Annotated in this window: 18 protein-coding genes and 1 pseudogene; 12 read left to right on the top strand and 7 right to left on the bottom strand. The window is 73.5% G+C overall.

Annotation, left to right across the window (positions count from 1 at the left end; genetic code table 11):
- Together ABZ444_RS37220 and ABZ444_RS37215 are read left to right on the top strand one after the other, a co-directional pair.
- Positions 1-182, top strand: a pseudogene (locus tag ABZ444_RS37220) (cytochrome P450); the annotation flags it as partial.
- A gap of 77 nt (positions 183-259) precedes the next feature.
- Positions 260-1,069 (top strand): NAD(P)H-binding protein, encoded by an 810-nt coding sequence (locus tag ABZ444_RS37215; protein ID WP_358007635.1) that lies wholly within the window; start codon positions 260-262, stop codon positions 1,067-1,069.
- 28 nt (positions 1,070-1,097) lie between these two features.
- Here the strand turns inward: ABZ444_RS37215 and ABZ444_RS37210 are convergent, their stop codons facing one another.
- Positions 1,098-1,874 (bottom strand): MerR family transcriptional regulator, encoded by a 777-nt coding sequence (locus ABZ444_RS37210; protein ID WP_358007631.1) that lies wholly within the window; start codon positions 1,872-1,874, stop codon positions 1,098-1,100.
- 233 nt (positions 1,875-2,107) lie between these two features.
- On the opposite strand from ABZ444_RS37210, the gene ABZ444_RS37205 reads away from it, so the two are divergent.
- Positions 2,108-3,340, top strand: a complete 1,233-nt coding sequence (locus ABZ444_RS37205) for a serine hydrolase domain-containing protein (protein ID WP_358007628.1) — start codon at positions 2,108-2,110, stop codon at positions 3,338-3,340.
- 64 nt (positions 3,341-3,404) lie between these two features.
- Complete coding sequence (locus ABZ444_RS37200) at positions 3,405-3,998, top strand: TetR/AcrR family transcriptional regulator (protein WP_358007625.1); 594 nt, start codon at positions 3,405-3,407, stop codon at positions 3,996-3,998.
- On the opposite strand, the gene ABZ444_RS37195 is transcribed toward ABZ444_RS37200, so the two are convergent.
- Complete coding sequence (locus ABZ444_RS37195; protein ID WP_358007622.1) at positions 3,979-4,764, bottom strand: alpha/beta hydrolase; 786 nt, start codon at positions 4,762-4,764, stop codon at positions 3,979-3,981. The two genes, ABZ444_RS37200 and ABZ444_RS37195, sit on opposite strands and share 20 nt — an antisense overlap.
- Before the next feature lie 157 nt (positions 4,765-4,921).
- On the opposite strand from ABZ444_RS37195, the gene ABZ444_RS37190 reads away from it, so the two are divergent.
- From ABZ444_RS37190 to ABZ444_RS37180, 3 genes are all read left to right on the top strand, one after another.
- Positions 4,922-5,830: a prephenate dehydrogenase gene (locus tag ABZ444_RS37190; protein WP_358007619.1), complete on the top strand. Its 909-nt coding sequence runs from the start codon at positions 4,922-4,924 to the stop codon at positions 5,828-5,830.
- Positions 5,831-5,953: 123 nt separating this feature from the next.
- On the top strand, positions 5,954-6,253 hold the full coding sequence (locus ABZ444_RS37185) for a phosphopantetheine-binding protein (RefSeq protein ID WP_358007616.1): 300 nt from the start codon (positions 5,954-5,956) through the stop codon (positions 6,251-6,253).
- A complete protein-coding gene (locus ABZ444_RS37180) occupies positions 6,250-6,513 on the top strand; it encodes a phosphopantetheine-binding protein (protein ID WP_357982089.1) in 264 nt (87 codons plus the stop codon). Before ABZ444_RS37185 ends, ABZ444_RS37180 begins: the two co-directional genes overlap by 4 nt.
- A 76-nt stretch (positions 6,514-6,589) precedes the next feature.
- Here the strand turns inward: ABZ444_RS37180 and ABZ444_RS37175 are convergent, their stop codons facing one another.
- Positions 6,590-7,408: an S-methyl-5'-thioadenosine phosphorylase gene (locus ABZ444_RS37175; protein WP_358007613.1), complete on the bottom strand. Its 819-nt coding sequence runs from the start codon at positions 7,406-7,408 to the stop codon at positions 6,590-6,592.
- Between the two features lie 406 nt (positions 7,409-7,814).
- Here ABZ444_RS37175 and metK point away from each other — a divergent pair, with 406 nt between their 5' ends.
- From metK to ABZ444_RS37155, 4 genes are all read left to right on the top strand, one after another.
- The gene (gene metK / locus ABZ444_RS37170; RefSeq protein WP_358007610.1) at positions 7,815-9,002 is read left to right on the top strand and encodes a methionine adenosyltransferase; all 1,188 of its coding nucleotides are present in this window, start codon (positions 7,815-7,817) and stop codon (positions 9,000-9,002) included.
- 153 nt (positions 9,003-9,155) lie between these two features.
- Positions 9,156-9,803, top strand: a complete 648-nt coding sequence (locus ABZ444_RS37165) for an isochorismatase family protein (RefSeq protein WP_352354837.1) — start codon at positions 9,156-9,158, stop codon at positions 9,801-9,803.
- A gap of 145 nt (positions 9,804-9,948) precedes the next feature.
- Entirely contained in the window at positions 9,949-10,506 is a 558-nt protein-coding gene (locus tag ABZ444_RS37160) for a hypothetical protein (RefSeq protein WP_358007607.1), read from the top strand.
- Positions 10,506-11,045, top strand: a complete 540-nt coding sequence (locus ABZ444_RS37155) for a hypothetical protein (protein ID WP_358007604.1) — start codon at positions 10,506-10,508, stop codon at positions 11,043-11,045. The genes ABZ444_RS37160 and ABZ444_RS37155 overlap by 1 nt, the downstream gene beginning before the upstream one ends.
- Here the strand turns inward: ABZ444_RS37155 and ABZ444_RS37150 are convergent.
- From ABZ444_RS37150 to ABZ444_RS37140, 3 genes are read right to left on the bottom strand one after another with little or no spacing between them, the layout of a single operon-like run.
- Positions 10,989-11,714: an alpha/beta hydrolase gene (locus ABZ444_RS37150; RefSeq protein WP_357982074.1), complete on the bottom strand. Its 726-nt coding sequence runs from the start codon at positions 11,712-11,714 to the stop codon at positions 10,989-10,991. The two genes, ABZ444_RS37155 and ABZ444_RS37150, sit on opposite strands and share 57 nt — an antisense overlap.
- A 17-nt stretch (positions 11,715-11,731) precedes the next feature.
- Positions 11,732-12,502 (bottom strand): 4'-phosphopantetheinyl transferase superfamily protein, encoded by a 771-nt coding sequence (locus ABZ444_RS37145; protein ID WP_352354829.1) that lies wholly within the window; start codon positions 12,500-12,502, stop codon positions 11,732-11,734.
- Positions 12,499-12,834, bottom strand: coding sequence for a hypothetical protein (locus tag ABZ444_RS37140; protein ID WP_357982071.1), 336 nt, complete (start codon positions 12,832-12,834; stop codon positions 12,499-12,501). Before ABZ444_RS37140 ends, ABZ444_RS37145 begins: the two co-directional genes overlap by 4 nt.
- A gap of 369 nt (positions 12,835-13,203) precedes the next feature.
- On the opposite strand from ABZ444_RS37140, the gene ABZ444_RS37135 reads away from it, so the two are divergent.
- Positions 13,204-14,646: an MFS transporter gene (locus ABZ444_RS37135; RefSeq protein ID WP_358007601.1), complete on the top strand. Its 1,443-nt coding sequence runs from the start codon at positions 13,204-13,206 to the stop codon at positions 14,644-14,646.
- Positions 14,647-14,655: 9 nt separating this feature from the next.
- Here ABZ444_RS37135 and ABZ444_RS37130 read toward each other — a convergent pair whose 3' ends face one another.
- Complete coding sequence (locus ABZ444_RS37130) at positions 14,656-16,242, bottom strand: acyl-CoA carboxylase subunit beta (protein WP_358007598.1); 1,587 nt, start codon at positions 16,240-16,242, stop codon at positions 14,656-14,658.
- Positions 16,243-16,324: the final 82 nt, after the last annotated feature.

The raw sequence follows: 16,324 nt of genomic DNA, 5'->3' as shown, positions 1-16,324 counted from the left end.
CCGCCTTCGGACTCGGCATCCACCGCTGCGTCGGCTCCCACCTGGCCCGCATGGAACTCCGCACCGCCCTCGACGTCTGGCTCCAGCGCATCCCCACCTTCACCCTCGCCGACCCCGACGCCGTCACCTGGGCCGCCAGCCAGGTACGGGGCCCCCGCACCCTGCCCCTGCGCATCGGCTGACAATCTCACCTAAGTGGACGGCGACCTTCCGCTTGGTGTAGAACGGGAAACCGGCATTCCGTTCAGGGGGTTGTGTGATGATCGTGGTGACGGGCGCTACAGGCACGATCGGGCGTGCGCTGATCGAGGAGCTGGGCGGCGCGGCGCGGGCCGTGGTGCGGCGCGCGGAGCAGGGGGAGGAACTGGCTGCGGAGCTGGGCTGCGACTACGTGGTCGGCGACCTGGAGCGGCCGGAGAGCGTCCCGATCGAGCCGGGGGACAGGCTCTTTCTCAACAGCGCGTTGTGGCCGGGCTTCGCGCGCGCCCACCAGGCGGTCATCGATCACGCGGCGGCCGCGGGGGTGGCCCAGGTGGTGACGGTGTCCGTACGTGGGGTCACGCCGGACAGCCTGCTCGGGTTCGGCCTGCACGGGCAGGTCGACGAGCACCTCAAGGCCTCCGGTGTGCCGTGGTCGATCCTGGCGCCCGTCGGTTTCATGCAGAATCTCGCGGGCGACGTCGACGAGGAGGGGCGGATCGTCGGCTCGTACGGCAGGGGCAGGGTGGGGTACATCGACGCGCGTGACATCGGGGCGGTCGCCGCCGTGCTGCTGAGGAGCCCCGTCGGGGCCGACGCGGTCCACGAGCTGACCGGCCCGGTGGCGCCCACCCATGACGAGATCGCCGCCGAGCTGACCCGGGCGCTCGGGCGGGAGGTGCGTTACGTGGACCTGCCCGTCGAGGAGGCCACCGTGCACCTGGCGGAACGCGGCATGCCCGCCGCCGCGGCCCGCGACCTGGCCACCCTCATGTCGCAGCTCGGGGACGGGCGCTGGGCGACCACGACCACGACGGTGACCGACCTCCTGGGCCGCCGGCCGCGCTCGCTGCGGGAGTTCCTGGGGTAGCGAAGACACACGGCTCCCGCCGGGGCCGTCACTGGCGGGGAAGATCGATGCCGGCCGCTCGCAGCTCCGCCTCGACCAGGGCGTTCAGCCGGGCGATGGACGGCTCCCGGCCCTCGCCGTGGTGGTTGACCAGCTCGTAGCGGGCGGCGGCGTCGGACCGGTTCCAGAACCCGGCCGGCATCGCCCGCGCCGCCGGGCCGGTCAGCAGCTTGGCGGCCAGGGCGGAGGCCAGTTCCTCGATGCGCGGGTCGTCCGGGTCCCAGGAGCTCGCCTCCAGGGCGCGCATGGTCAGCTCGACGTGCTCGGGGTCGTCCAGCGATTGTTCGAGCCGGGTCAGGAAGCTGTCGAAGATCGCCGGCATCAGCGCCCTGGTCAGCACCAGGGCCTCCCGCTGGGTGGACACGTAGTCGGCGCCGAAGCCGAGGGCGGCCAGCCGGTCCAGGACGGCGCAGGCCCGGTCGGGCAGCAGGACCCGGTCGCCGTGGGCCAGGCGGTGCAGCGTGTCGCGGCGCGCGGTCAGGTCCTCGATCCGCTTGGTCAGCCGGCGGCGGACGTCGTCCAGGGCGGCGGCGAACGGCTCGGGATCGGCGTCGAGCAGGTCGCCGATCTCGGCCAGCGGCACGCCGGCCGCGGCGAGGGTCCGGACCTGGACCAGCCGGACCAGGTCGGCCGACCGGTAACGCCGGTAGCCGGAACCGTCACGTTCGGGCTCGGCGACCAGGCCGAGCCGGTGGTAGTGCCGCACGGTCTTGACGGTGACGCCGGCGAAGGCCGCCGTCTGACCGATCGTGAGCCCGTCCCTCATCGGCTCAGCGCATCTGCGGACGGCGCGCTCAGGTACGGATCGCGGGCATTCACAGGGCCGAGGGTAGCGCGTACGGCGTGCGCTCGACGCCCATGGTCACGGCGGGATTGACCTTGACCTTGGGTCAGGGTCCAGGCTCGTCGTACGGCCACCTCGAAGGAGCCGGTGGCCTCGTCCGTCACGCCTTCGAGCCGTGCCGGACGACGACCACCACCACCACGGAAAGAGGGATCATGACGGTTGCGAACGACAGCGGCTTCTCCGAAGCAGGGCTGCGCCGGCTGCGCGAGGTGCTGGCCCGGCACGTGGAGTCCAAGCGGATCCCCGGGCTGGTCGCCCTGGTCGGCCGGGGCGAGGAGACGCACGTCGAGGCGATCGGGACGATGCGCCATGACGGCGGCGCGCCGATGAGCCGGGACACGATCTTCCGGATGGCGTCCACGTCCAAGCCGGTCACGATGGCGGCGGCGATGGTCCTGCTGGACGAGTGCCGGCTGCGGCTGGACGATCCGGTCGATCCCTGGCTGCCCGAACTGGCCGACCGGCGGGTGCTGCGGCGTCCCGACGGCCCGCTGGAGGACACCGTGCCGGCACACCGGCCGATCACCGTGCGGGACCTGCTGACCTCCACGTTCGGGCTCGGCATGGACTTCACGCTGCTGGACTCCCCGATCCGGGCCGCCACCTTCGAGCGGACCGACTACAGCGTGGCGTCCGGGCCGGCGCCCGACCCGGACGAGTGGATGCGCCGCCTCGGCGAGCTGCCGCTGTCGTACCAGCCGGGGGAGCGGTGGCAGTACGACCTCAGCAACGAGGTGGTCGGCGTGCTCGTCGCCAGGGTCGCGGGCCGGTCCCTGGAGACGTTCCTGCGCGAACGCGTCCTCGACCCGCTGGGGATGAAGGACACCGCCTTCCACGTGCCCGCCGCGAAGATCGACCGGCTGCCGCCCCTGTACGGGCCCGACCCGGCGACCGGGGAGTTCCTGGTGTGGGACGAGGCGGAGAGCGGCAGATCATCCCGGCCCCCGGCCTTCCAGGGGGCCGGCGGCGGGCTGGTCTCCACCGTGGACGACTATCAAGCCTACTTCCGGATGCTGCTGAACCACGGCGTGCACGACGGCGAACGGATCCTGTCCAGGCCCGCGGTCGAGCTGATGACCACCAACCGCCTCACCCCGGCGCAACAGGCCGCCCGGGACGCCATGTACGCGAACATCGTCCATGTGTCGGCCGGCCAGGGGCTCCAGGGCGGCTGGGGCTTCGGGATGGCGGTGCGCACCCACCGCGGCGACTACGCCTCCGCCGGCCAGTTCGGCTGGGACGGCGGGACCGGCACCACCGCCTACGCCGACCCGGCCAGGCGGCTCACCGGGATCCTGCTCACCCAGGTCGGGATGTCCACCCCGGATTCGATGCGGCTCATCAACGACTTCTGGACCACGCTCTACCAGGCCCTCGACGACTGACCGGCTCGGGCGGGGGATGCGGTCGATGGTCACGTCCCGGGTGGGCGGCCTGTTTAATGCTGCCATGGGCCGAATCGCCGGCGTCACCGCCGCCGAGACTCGTCAACGGTTGTTGCGCGCCGCCGCGGAGGCGTTCGCCGAACGCGGGTACGACGGCACCCGCGTCGCCGACATCGCCGCCGCCGCCGGGGTGAGCAACGGCGCGCTGTACGCGCACTTCGGCTCCAAGGCCGAGCTGCTGGTGGCGGCGCTGCGCGCGCACGGGCGGCGGGGGCTGGCCGACCTGTTCGCCGCCGACCCCGACCGGCCCGTCCCCGACCTGCTGCTGGAGATCGGACGCTGGCTGCCGCAGCGGCGCGACGCCCGCGGCTACCTCATCGTCGAGGCCCTCGTCGCCGCCCGCCGGGACGAGGACGTCGCCCGGCCCATGCGCGACTACGTCGGCGAGCGGGCCGGGTCGATGGCCGCGCTGGCCCGCCTCGCCCAGGACCGGGGCGAGCTCGACCCGGCGCTGTCGCCCGCCGCGCTGGCCCACTTCTGCCTGCTGCTGTCCATGGGCAGCGCCCTGGTCACGCCCGACCTGCACGCCGTCGACGACGAGGAGTGGGCCGCCCTGCTCGCCCGCGTCGTCGGCGCGCTCACGCCCGGACCGTCCTGACCGCGCTTCGCCCCGCCGCGGCCTCTATGGCCGCGGTGATCAGGAGCCAGGTGCTCGACAGGGGGTCGATCAGGCTGAAGTGGCCGGCGTCCGAAGGCTCGATCAGCATCGCCGACGGCTCGGCCGCCGCCGTCCGGCGGCTCATCGACACCGGCAGCACGCGGTCCTTGACCCCGTGCACCAGCACCAGCGGGCCCCGGTCGTAGGGCAGCAGGCGCGCCGGGTCCACCTCGTCCAGCAGGTCGGCGCGGTCGTGGAGCAGGGCGCGGGCCGCGCCGCCGCCGAGGCCCGCCGTGAACGCCTCGCCCAGGTCGCCGACGGCGGCCAGCCCCACCACGCCGCGGACCGCCGGCTCGGCGTGCCAGCGGGAGCCGGGCGGCAGGCGGTGCCGCAGCGCCGCCCAGAGCGTGAGGTGACCGCCCGCCGAATGGCCCACCAGCAGCACCCCGGACGGGCACTGCGCCCCTACGAGGTCGAGCGCGGCGGCCACGTCGTCGAACGTGCCCGGGTGGCCGCCGCCCTCCTGGCCCACCCGGCGGTACTCGGGCAGCCAGACCGGGTGGCCGAGCGCGGCCAGGGCGACGGCCATGGGACGGGCGTGCCTGCGGTCGTACTCGGCCATCCAGTAGCCGCCGTGCAGCAGGACGAGGGGCGGGCGGCCGGTTCCCTCGTAGACGTCGATCACCTGGTCGGGGTGGCGGTCGCCGTAGCGGAGCACGCGGTCGGGCGGGCGTACCGGTCGGGACAGCAGGTCTTGGTAGGACATGTCGTGATCGTAGGAGCGCGTCCAGGGGCTTGACCTGGGGTTGCGCTGGCAGGAACGTGCCGCGGGGCGGCAGCAAGAAGACGGGCCGCGTACCGCCGCCGGGCGCCTCGCGCCGCGACCATGGGGGAGTGACGTCCGAGGGAAGCGAGGTTCGGCCATGTCCCCAATCCGCCGTGTCGTGGTGATCGGCTGTGGGTTGATCGGCACGTCCGTGGCGTGCGCGCTGCGGCGGGCGGGCGTCCGGGTCGAGCTGGCCGACCACGATCCGTGGGCGCTGGCGCAGGCCGCGCGGATGGGCGCGGGCACCGCGCTGCGGGCCGGGGCCGGGCCGGCCGACGTCGTCGTGATCGCCACGCCGCCCTCGTCGGTGGCCGCCGTGCTGCGGGAGGCGCAGGCCCGCGGGCTGGGGAGGGTCTACACGGACGTGGCCAGCGCCAAGACGCGGATCCTCGCCGAGGCGGAGAGCGGCGGTTGCGACCTGTCCTGCTACGTGCCCGGCCATCCGATGGCCGGGCGGGAGGTGTCGGGGCCCGGGGCCGCGCGGGCGGGCCTGTTCGAGGGCAGGACGTGGGCGTTGTGCCCCCATCCGGCCCTGTCACCGCGCGCGCTGCGCACGGTGGCGGCGCTGGCGACCGCGTGCGGGGCCGAGGTGCGGCTGCTCGCGCCGGACGCCCACGACCGGGCCGCCGCGGCCGTGTCGCACCTGCCGCTCGTCCTGTCGGCCGCGCTCGCCGCCCGGTTCGCGACCGGCGACCAGGACGAGCCCGCCGAACCGGCCGCGGGCGGGGACGCCGGCGGGTTGTCGCTGGCCGCCGGGGCGTTGCGGGACGTGACGCGGGTGGCCGGCAGCCCCGCCGGCATGTGGCGGGACATCCTGGCGCACAACGCGACCCCCGTGGCCGACCTGCTGGACGCGCTGACCCGCGACCTGAGCCGCGTCGCCGCCGCCCTGCGCGCCGCCGACGACGGCCCGGTGGCCGAGGTGCTGGCCAGGGGGAACGAGGGGCACGCGCGCATCGTCCGGGCCCTGTCGCGCACGCGGGCGGCGGAACGGGCGGCGTCCTGACCCCGCCGCGCGGCTGTCGGGCCCGCGCGGACGAACGGCCCCGAGTGCGCACGTGAGGACAAGCGCCCGCCGCCCGCGCGGCTTATGGTCCCCCCAAGGAAGACTCACGGGAGGACGCGCGACGTGGATCCGGCGGACGTCGACAGGCACGTCACCGACATCTGGAACACCGTGCTCGGCGCCGGCCCGGACGAGGCCGGCGCCACCTTCGGCGAGCTCGGCGGCACGGCGCTCGCCGCGCTGCGGATGGCCGCCCGGATCGAGGACCGGCTCGGGGTGGCCGTCGAACCGGCCGTCCTGCTGTGCGACGGGACGCTCGACGCGCTGCTCGGCCAGGTCAGGGCCAGGGCATCCGCGAAGATGTGGCCGCCGCGGCGCCGTTGCGACAATCACCAGCAGACCTTGAGAAGGGACGGCCCATGACCGGCGGACGCAGCCTCGCCGAGCTTCGCGAGAAGGTCGGCGACATCTGGTACGAGGTGCTCGACGTGCCCAAGGGGCTGGAGGCGGCGACGTTCTCCGACCTCGAAGGGGAGTTCGCGGCCGCGGCGCGGCTGGTCGGGCGGATCAAGGAGGAGCTGGGCATCTCCATCGACGTCGGCGACGTCTTCGACGCGGACCCGAACCTGGAGGCGCTGGTCGAACGCGTCGCCCTGGACGCGCACGTGCCGATGGCGGTGTAGACCCCGCGCTCACACCCGGGTTCCCGCGCGGCGGCGGGGACCCGGGGTTCCGTGTGCTCGACGGACTGCAAGCGGTTCAGGCGGGGAGGTGGTCCGCGTCGGCGGGCAGGGCGGCGTCCTCCAGGGCCCGCGCGCAGCCGCACGTACGGGTGCGCGGCAGCCGGGCCACGGTCGCCAGCACCAGCTCCCGCAGCCGGTCCAGCCCCTCGTGGAAGATCGTGAAGAGCTCGTCGCGCCGCGCGCCGGAGCCCACGCCGAGCCCGGCGTCCAGGTCCGTCACCAGCGCGACCGGCACGTAGCACAGGGCCAGTTCGCGGGCGAGCGCCGCCTCCGGGCAGGCCGTCATGTCGAGCAGCGACCACCCCTGCGCGGCGTACCACTGGGCCTCGGCCCGGCTGGACAGGCGCGGACCGTCGACCACCACCGTCGTCCCGCCGTCCACGCAGTCCTGGCCGGTCGCCGCCGCGGCGTCGAGCACCGTCTCGCGGCCCACCGGGCAGTACGGGTCGGCGAACGGCACGTGCACCGCCGCGTCGTCGAAGTAGGTCCGGACCCGTCCGCAGGTCCGGTCCACGAGCTGGTCGGGCACCACCATCACGCCCGGCCCCAGCTCGGGCCGGAGCGAGCCGACCGCGCACGGCGCGAGGATCTGCCGCACGCCCACCGAGTGCAGCGCCCACAGGTTGGCCCGGTAGTTGATCCGGTGCGGCGGCCGGCGGTGGTCGCGCCCGTGCCGGGGCAGGAAGGCGACCGTGCGGCCGCGCACCCGGGCCAGCGAGAGCGGCGCCGACGGCTCGCCGTACGGGGTGGTGAGCGCGACCTCCCGGGCCCCGTCGGCGACCGAGGAGAACCCGCTCCCGCCGATGATCCCGATCTCCGCGCCGATTCCGTTCATGATCAGCCTTTCGTCGCCGGTGCGGCCGGGACCCGGCGTAGGTGATCCGCCCGGCGGAAAGAGCCATCCGGGCATCAGGAGCATCGTGGCCTCCCGGCGCGTGCGGGGCATCTCCTGGATTGCCCGACCGGTCCCGACGCCGCACAGGGAAAGAACCCGCCGCGGCCGGCCGTGGTTATTCTCGAAAGCGAACCTTCGTCGCGCAGGTCATCGGAGAAGAATGCTCGACGCGAAATCTTGGATGATCTGTGTCCGGGAAATTCGAGTTTTTCCCGCCGCCAAGATGTGGAGCCGTTCCATGCCCAAAGTGATTCGCGTGCAGAGGCCGAAGAAACCGCGTACCCCCGTGACCGCACTCGACCTGCGCACCCCCGCCGGGCGCCGGCTGCCCTACTAGGAGGCGTCGGTGTCACGTCGTTTGTTCACCTCTGAATCGGTCACCGAAGGCCACCCCGACAAGATCGCCGACAGGATCAGCGACGGCATCCTGGACGCCCTGCTGGCGAAGGACCCCGGCAGCCGGGTCGCGGTCGAGACGCTGATCACCACCGGCATGGTGCACGTCGCGGGCGAGGTCACCACGCAGACGTACGTGGACATCCCCGGCCTGGTCAGGGAGACGATCCTGAAGATCGGCTACGACGCCTCCCAGAAGGGCTTCGACGGCGCCTCCTGCGGCGTGTCGGTGTCGATCGGCACCCAGTCGCCCGACATCGCCCGCGGCGTGGACGACGCCTACGAGCACCGCGGCGCGGCCGCCGCCGACGAGCTGGACCGGCAGGGCGCCGGCGACCAGGGCCTGATGTTCGGCTACGCGTGCGAGGAGACGCCCGAGCTGATGCCGCTGCCGATCATGCTGGCCCACCGGCTGGCCCGGCGGCTGGCGGAGGTCCGCAGGTCCGGGACGGTGCCGTACCTGAGGCCGGACGGCAAGACGCAGGTCACCGTCGAGTACGAGGGCGACCGGCCGGTCCGCCTGGACACCGTCGTGCTGTCCACCCAGCACGCCGCGCACGTCGACCTGGCCGACATGCTGACCCCCGACGTCACGCGCGAGGTCGTCGAGCCGGTGCTGGCCGAGGCGGGGATCGACACCACCGGCCACCGGCTGCTGGTCAACCCGACGGGCCGGTTCGAGGTCGGCGGCCCGATGGGCGACGCGGGCCTGACCGGACGCAAGATCATCATCGACACGTACGGCGGCATGGCCCGGCACGGCGGCGGCGCCTTCTCCGGCAAGGACCCCTCCAAGGTGGACCGGTCGGGCGCCTACGCCATGCGCTGGGTGGCCAAGAACGTGGTGGCCGCGGGGCTGGCCGGGCGGTGCGAGGTGCAGGTGGCGTACGCGATCGGCAAGGCGCGGCCGGTGGGCCTGTTCGTGGAGTGCTTCGGCACCGAACGGGTGCCTCAGCGGCGCATCCACGACGCCGTGCGCGAGGTGTTCGACCTGCGGCCGGCCGCGATCATCCGGGACCTGGACCTGCTGCGTCCCATCTACGCGGGCACCTCCGCCTACGGCCATTTCGGCCGCGACGAGTTCACCTGGGAGCGGGTGAACCGGACGGAGGAACTGCGGGCGGCGGCCGGGGTGTGACCGTGGCCCCGGTGAACTCCCGGGAAGAAAAGAAAATGGCTGGAAACGGCGGCGGGAAGTCAGCTTCCTGCCGCCGTTCCGCATTTCACGGGACGCCGTGGCGGCACATCATGGAAACAGCCTCAAAAAGCTGCGAGAAATTCGGAGGTCGCCGTGCCGGTCGTTTCAGAGATCGAGCCCTACCCGATGCCGGACGCCGCCGAGCTGCCGCCCGCCGCGGTCACCTGGACGCCCGACCCGCGCCGGGCCGTCCTGCTGCTGGTCGACCTGCAGCACGCCTGCCTCGACCTCTTCCCGCCCGGCGAGGCGCCGCTCACCGACCTGGTGCGCAACGTGACGGCGCTGCGCGAGCTGTGCGCGCGCCTCGGCGTGCCCGTCGCCTACGCGGCCCAGCCGGGCCTGCTGACCGGCGAGCAGCAGGGGCTGGCCAAGGACTTCTGGCGGCGCAGCGACCGCCTGGAGCCCGCCCGGCGCGGCTTCCCCGAGCCGATGGCCCCGGGACCGGGCGACTGGATCTTCACCCGGCGGCGCTACAGCGCCTTCCACGAGACCACCCTGCTGTGGTGGCTGCGCGAGTCGGGACGCGACCAGCTCCTCATCGCCGGCGTCTACGCCCACATCGGCGTCCTGACCACCGCGCTCGACGCCTTCACCCACGACATCCAGCCGTACGTGGTGGCCGACGCCGTCGCCGACCTCACCGCCGCCGACCACCGGCAGGCGCTCGGCTACGTCGCCGGCCGCTGCGGAGTCACCCTGACGACCAAGCAACTGCTCGCCGGACTGCCGCGCAATTTGTGAGTTGTCAGGCCCGGGATCGCAGCGGACACTGAACTCGCGATCTCCCGGAGCAGGCGCAACCGAAGGGGACCGAAGACCAATCGCCGGCGACCTCGCCGTGCCGGGACGACGCGTGACCGACGATCCCGGAAGCCGAGGTTCCCGCATGGCCACCCACACGGTGTCGACGTCCGGCGGCCTGTTGAGCGCGCTCAACACCCGCTACCACAAGCCCGCCCTCACCCTCTACCTCGTCGTCGTGCTCGCCCACTGGGCCGAGCACGTCGCCCAGGCCGTCCAGGTCTACGTGCTGGGCTGGCCGCTGAAGGAGGCGCGCGGCGTCCTAGGCATGCCCTTCCCATGGCTGGTCAGCTCCGAGTGGATGCACTACGGCTACGCGCTGCTGATGCTCATCGGCCTGCTGATGCTGCGCTCCGGCTTCACCGGCAGGTCCCGTACGTGGTGGAACATCTCGCTGGGCATCCAGGTCTGGCACCACCTGGAGCACCTGCTGCTGCTCCTGCAGGCGCTCACCGGGAACAACCTGGCGGGCCGTCCGGTGCCGACGAGCATCATCCAGCTCCTCGTCCCGCGCATGGAGCTGCACCTGTTCTACAACGGGCTGGTCTTCGTGCCCATGGTGGTGGCCATGCTCCTGCACCGCAGCCCCCGTCCGTCCGAGCGGGCGGCCATGCGCTGCGCCTGCGCGGTGTCGCCCGCGTGATGGCGGGCTCCGGGCGCCGCGGGGTCTCCCCGGCCTTCTCCTTCGCGCTCAGCCTGGTGGCGGGCTTCCTGCTGTTCCTGACCGTGCCGAACCTCGGCACGGTCGTCCGCGCCGCCCGCGCCGACGGCGTGCCCGGGGTGTTCGTGCCGCGCACGCTGGCGTGCATCACGCATCCGGGGCACGAGTCCTGCGTCTGGACGGGCGACTTCCGCTCCGACGACGGCACCACCGGCCGGACGGGCATCGAGATGTACGGCAGCGACCGCTACACCCACCGGGCCGGGCAGCCGGTCCGCGCGGTGGACATCGGCTCCGGCGGCCGCGTCTACGGGCCGGGCGGGTCGAACGAGTGGGTCTTCAGCGCCCTGCTCCTGGCCGTGGCGCTGGGCCTGCTGTGGTTCCTGCACGCCGGTTCGCTGCGGCGGCTGCTTCCCGCGTCCTCGCGGCCCGGGCTAGCACCGGACCCGGAGGTCGCCGGCCGCTCAGTGGCGGCCGGCGACGGCGTCGGACAGCAGAGCGCTGAGCGGGCCGGGCGCTGAGACCATCGGCCAGCAGCCGGTGTCCAGGGTGTGGAAGTCCCAGGACGGCGCCGCGCGCAGCGCGGACACGTCGGGCGACAGGCTGCCCTGGAAGTGGTCCAGGTCGCACACCACGTAGCTGGCCCGCTGCCGCTCCAGCGGCGTGCTGAGCACGGCGGCCTCGGCCACGGCGCGGCCGGGGTGGCCGACGAACCGGGCGGCCAGCCAGCGCGCCTGCGCCGCCGTGAGGCCCTGTCCCTCGGCCACCAGGGTGTGGTCGGGGGCCGGCCAGCGGCCCCCGCCCGTCTCGATCAGGCGCAGCTCCTGCTCCCGCTGCCGGTCGGGGAAGGCGTGCAGCATCGAACGGCCGTCGTGCGGCAGGAACGCCTCGACGTAGACGGTGTGGGCGACGCGGCCCGGCGCCCGGTCGGCGACCTGGCCGGCCACCAGCCCCGAGTAGCTGTGCCCGACGAGCACGACGTCGCGCAGCCCCTCGTTCTTCAGCAGGGTCAGCACCTCGTCCACGTGCGTCTGCAGGCCGACGCCGGCGACGTCGTCGCGCGGCCCGGACAGGCCGCGCAGGGTGACGGCGCGGGCGTCGTGCCCGAGCAGGCGCAGCCGCCGGACGACGGGCTCCCAGATCCACGCGCCCGACCAGGAGCCCGGCAGGAGGAGGAAGGTCCTTCGCATCTGGATCGTCCTCCTAGTCACGCGACGCCGGCCAGCGGCCCCGGCAGGGGGCCCCGTGCGAAGTCTGCCCGCGCCGCGGGCAGGTGGAACTCCACCGCCTCGACCGGACGGCCGGTGATCACCGCGACCGCGGCGACGTAGCCGCGGCCCGGCGACAGGACGCGGAACCGCAGGCTCTCCGGCGGGATGTCCAGCGGCCAGCTCAGCAGGGCCGGGTCGTCGGCCGGCCCGCTGACCGCCACCTCTGTCGGAGGCACCCGCAGGCCGTGCCCGGTGGCCTTGAGCGCCGCCTCCTTGCGCACCCAGACCTTCGCGAACGCCTCGTACCTGTCCTCCTGGGGGAACGCCTCCAGGACGGCCAGCTCGGCCTCGGTGAGCGCGCAGCGGGCCAGGTCGTCCACCGGGTCGGCGGGCACGGCCTCCACGTCCACCCCCAGGGGGCCCTCGGTCGTCACGGCCACCGCGACCCGGTCCTCGGAGTGCGAGACCGACACGTGCAGCGGGAAGCCGGGCGCCCGGACCTGCGGCTTGCCGTGGTACCGGGTGCAGTCGGGGCACGACCGGTCCACCACGACGTCCTCGGGACGCACGCCGAGCTGCACGGCACTCGCGGTGCGCAGCAGCCACGAGCCGGTCAGGAAGCGCCTGCGGTCGGGCTCGCGGCGGAAACGCGCGGCCCGTTCGAGCTCGGGCTCGCTGAGCACCGACAGCAGGGTCCCCTCCGGATGGTCCCGCGGACCGGCCCACCAGACCTGGCACTCTCCGGGCGCCACCACAGATGCGATCACTGGTCTTCCTCCCTTGCGGCTGTGCTGCTGTGGGACAGGACGCGGCAGGCCACCAGCTCCCACCGGTCCACCTCGGGGTTGGCGAGGGTCTGCGTCACCTCGGCGCGCACCTGCGCGCTGGTCAGGGGCTCGTCCACGCGCATCCGGATGACGATGTCCCCGCCGGCCTGGGTGAGGTCCTTGTGCCAGTGGCCCGGCAGGAGCGCCATGATGCGGATCCCGTCGATCGGGGAGCCGAGGATCGGCATCCCGCGCACCTGGCGCATCGTCACCTGGATCAGCATGGCTTCCTCGTCGCCGTGCGGCGTGAAGGGGCGAACATGGGGTCTCATCTCCATCTCGTCTGCCGGAGGTCTGTCTCTCGTACCTCCACTGTGGGATCCGGGACGGGCGCGATCCAGGGATGGGGACGTCAGGAAGCTGCAGGCCGCCGCCGCATGTTGTCACCGGCCCGCTCCTGGTCCTAGGTCCAAGGTCCCGGGGCACGCTGACCGGACGGCCGATCCCGCGGACCGCGGCGGGCGGCATAGTCGTCCCGGAGACGGCGCGGAACACCTGGGGAGGGGCGATGACCGGACCGGACGGCCCGAGCCCGGGCGCCGCCCACCCCAGTGCCCTCAGGGGGTGTGCCAACAAGTGTCCGCCGGTTCCGGTGCAGCCATGACAGGCCACCGGACCCCGTACGGACGAAAGGCACATCCATGTCCATCACCCGCTCCCCGGCCCGCATCCGGCGGCCGGGGTGGAGCCTCGCGCTGCTCGCGCTGGGGCATCTGATCATCAGTCTCGACTTCACCATCATCTATGTGGCCCTGCCGGACATCGCCTCCGATGTCGGCTTCACGGCGCACACCCTGCAATGGGTGGTCACCGCGTACGCCGTCCTCTACGGAGGCTTCCTGCTGCTCGGCGGGCGCCTGTCCGACCTGGCCGGACGCCGGCGGATGTTCGTGCTCGGCATGGCGCTGTACGGCGTGGCCTCCGTACTGGGCGGCCTGGCCACGGCGCCGGCGGTGCTGCTCGCCGGGCGCGGTCTGCAGGGCCTGGCCGGCGCGGTCTTGTTCCCCGCGGTGCTGGCCCTGGTCAACACCGCCTTCGCCGAGGGCAGGGAGCGCAACCGCGCGCTGACGGTCTGGGCCATGGCGGGCGCCGGCGGGCTCACGGCGGGCGCGCTGGCCGGCGGGGTGCTCACCCAGGCCCTGGGCTGGCAGGCCGTGTTCTACGTCAACGTGCCGCTGACCGCCGTGGGCGCCGTCGCGGCCTTCGTCCTGCTGCCTCCCGACGGCCGCGCCACCCGGGGCAGCGTGGACGTGCCCGGGACGCTGACCGGCACCGCCGGCATCACGCTGCTGATCTTCGCGGTCGCGCACGGCTCGGAGGCGGGCTGGGCGCGGGCCGAGGTGGTCGCGGCGGCCGTGCTCGCGGCGGCCCTGGGGGCGGTGTTCCTGCGCGTCCAGGCCCGCGGACGGACGCCGCTGATGCCGCTGCGGCTGTTCCGCAACCGGGCGCTCAGCGGCGCGGTCGTGGTCATCCTCGTCTTCGGCCTGACGATGCAGGCCGTGCCGTACTTCCTGACCCTGTACCTCCAGGACGTCCTCGGCTTCGACGCCCTGGAGACCGGCCTGGCGTTCCTCGGCCCGACCCTGTCGATCACGGCCGGCAACTTCCTCAGCGAGCGGCTGGTCCACCGGCTCGGCACCCGCGGCACGCTGATCGCCGGCATCGTCGTCAACGCCGTGGGCGCCGTGCTCCTGGCCCCCGGCATGCAGGGGGACGGATCGCTCCTCACCGTCCTGCCCGGGGTCGTCGTCATCGGCCTGGGCATGGGCATCACGTACGAGGCCATGTGGATCGCGGCCGGCACCGGCGTCCCGGCGGACGAACAGGGCCTGGCCTCCGGGGTGGCCTCCACCGCGCTGCAGGTGGGCACCGCGGCGGGCCTGGCGGTCCTGGTGGCCGTCGCCAATCACGGCATCGAAGGGCTCGCCGGGCAGGCGCTGCGCGACGCCTCCGCCGAGGGGATGCGCGCGGCGGTCCTCGTCCTGGGCGCCGTCATGCTGGCGGGCGTCCTGGCCGCGCTCAGGCTCCCCGGCCGGCCCGCCCGGACGGCCGCGGCCGTCCCCCGCGCCGGCCAGGGGAACTGACGGGCAGCCCTACAAGGGAAGGTTGCCGTGTTTGCGCGGCGCCACGTGCTTGCGCTTGTCGCGCAGCATGGCCAGCCCGCGTGCCACCGCCGACCTCGTCTCCACCGGGTCGATCACGGCGTCGACCAGGCCGCGCTCGGCCGTGTACGCCGGATGGACCAGCTCGCGGGTGTACTGCTCCAGCAGCTCCGCCCGCCGGGCGGCGGGGTCGGCCGCGGCGGCCAGCTCCTTGCGGTGGATGACGTTGACCGCCCCCTCGGCGCCCATCACCGCGATCTCGTTGGTCGGCCAGGCCAGCGACAGGTCGGTGCCGATCGAGCGGGAGTCCATCACGATGTACGCCCCGCCGTAGGCCTTCCTGACGATGACCTGGACGCGCGGCACGGTCGCCTCGCAGTAGGCGTACAGCAGCTTGGCGCCGTGCCGGATGACGCCCGAGTGCTCCTGCTCCTTGCCGGGCAGGAAGCCAGGCACGTCCACGAGCGTGACCAGGGGGATGGAGAAGGCGTCGCAGAACCTGACGAACCTGGCCGCCTTCTCCGCAGCCGACACGTCCAGCACGCCGGCCAGCACCGTCGGCTGGTTGCCCACCACGCCGATCACCTGGCCGTCGATCCGGGCCAGCGCGCAGATCACGTTGGGCGCCCAGCTCTGGTGCAGTTCGAGGAAGTCGCCGTCGTCCACCACCTCGGCGATGACCAGCCGCATGTCGTACGGCTTGTTCGGCTCCACCGGCACGATCTCGGCCAGCCGGGGCCGGGCGTCGCCGGCCGCGGCCCGCGCGGGCAGCGCCGGCGGGCGGCTCATGTTGTTGCTCGGCAACATCGAGACCAGGTCGCGCACGGCGGCCAGGCAGCTCTCCTCGTCGTCGTGCACGAACGTGGCCAGCCCGGACCGGCTGGCGTGCACCTGCGCGCCGCCCAGCTCGGCGTGCGTGATGCGCTCGCCGGTGACCGCCTCGACCACGTCCGGGCCGGTCAGGTAGAGCTGGGCGGTGTCGCGCACCATGAACGTGAAGTCGGCCAGCGCCGTCGAGTACGCGGCCCCGCCCGCGCACGGGCCGAGCACGACGGCGATCTGCGGGATCACCCCCGACGCCTGCACGTTGCGCTGGAAGATGCCGCCGTAGCCGTTGAGCGACAGCACGCCCTCCTGGATGCGGGCCCCGCCGCTGTCGTTGAGCCCGATGAACGGCGACCCGCTGGACAGCGCCAGGTCCATCACCTTGTGGATCTTCTGCGCGTGCGCCTCGCCGAGCGAGCCGCCGAAGACGGTGAAGTCCTGCGCGTAGACGAAGACGCGGCGGCCGTCGATGGTTCCGGATCCGGCCACGACCCCGTCGGTGTGCGGCCGCTGGGCCTCCATGCCGAGCCCCTGGGCCCGGTGCCGCCGGAACATCTCGATCTCCAGGAACGAGCCCTCGTCCAGCAGCAGGTCGAGTCGTTCGCGCGCGGTGCGCTTGCCCAGCGCGTGCTGCCGCTCCACGGCCTGCGGGCGACCGCGCGCGATGTCCTCGCGCGCGCCGGCGAGCTCCTCGCGCAGGCGGTCCATGGCCGACGGCGGGGCTTCCTGGAGGACCTCGGGGGAGATGGTCATCGTTTCCTCCTCGGACTCTTCCGGTACGTCCAGTTAAAGATCGATGGCTGTTCCATGTCACCTCCTGCAGTGCTTGACCGGC

It is taken from the genome of Nonomuraea sp. NPDC005730 (assembly GCF_040630865.1).
Lineage (GTDB): Bacteria > Actinomycetota > Actinomycetes > Streptosporangiales > Streptosporangiaceae > Nonomuraea.
Note: the sequence above shows the minus strand (reverse complement) of the source record. Positions and strands in the feature narration are given on the sequence as shown.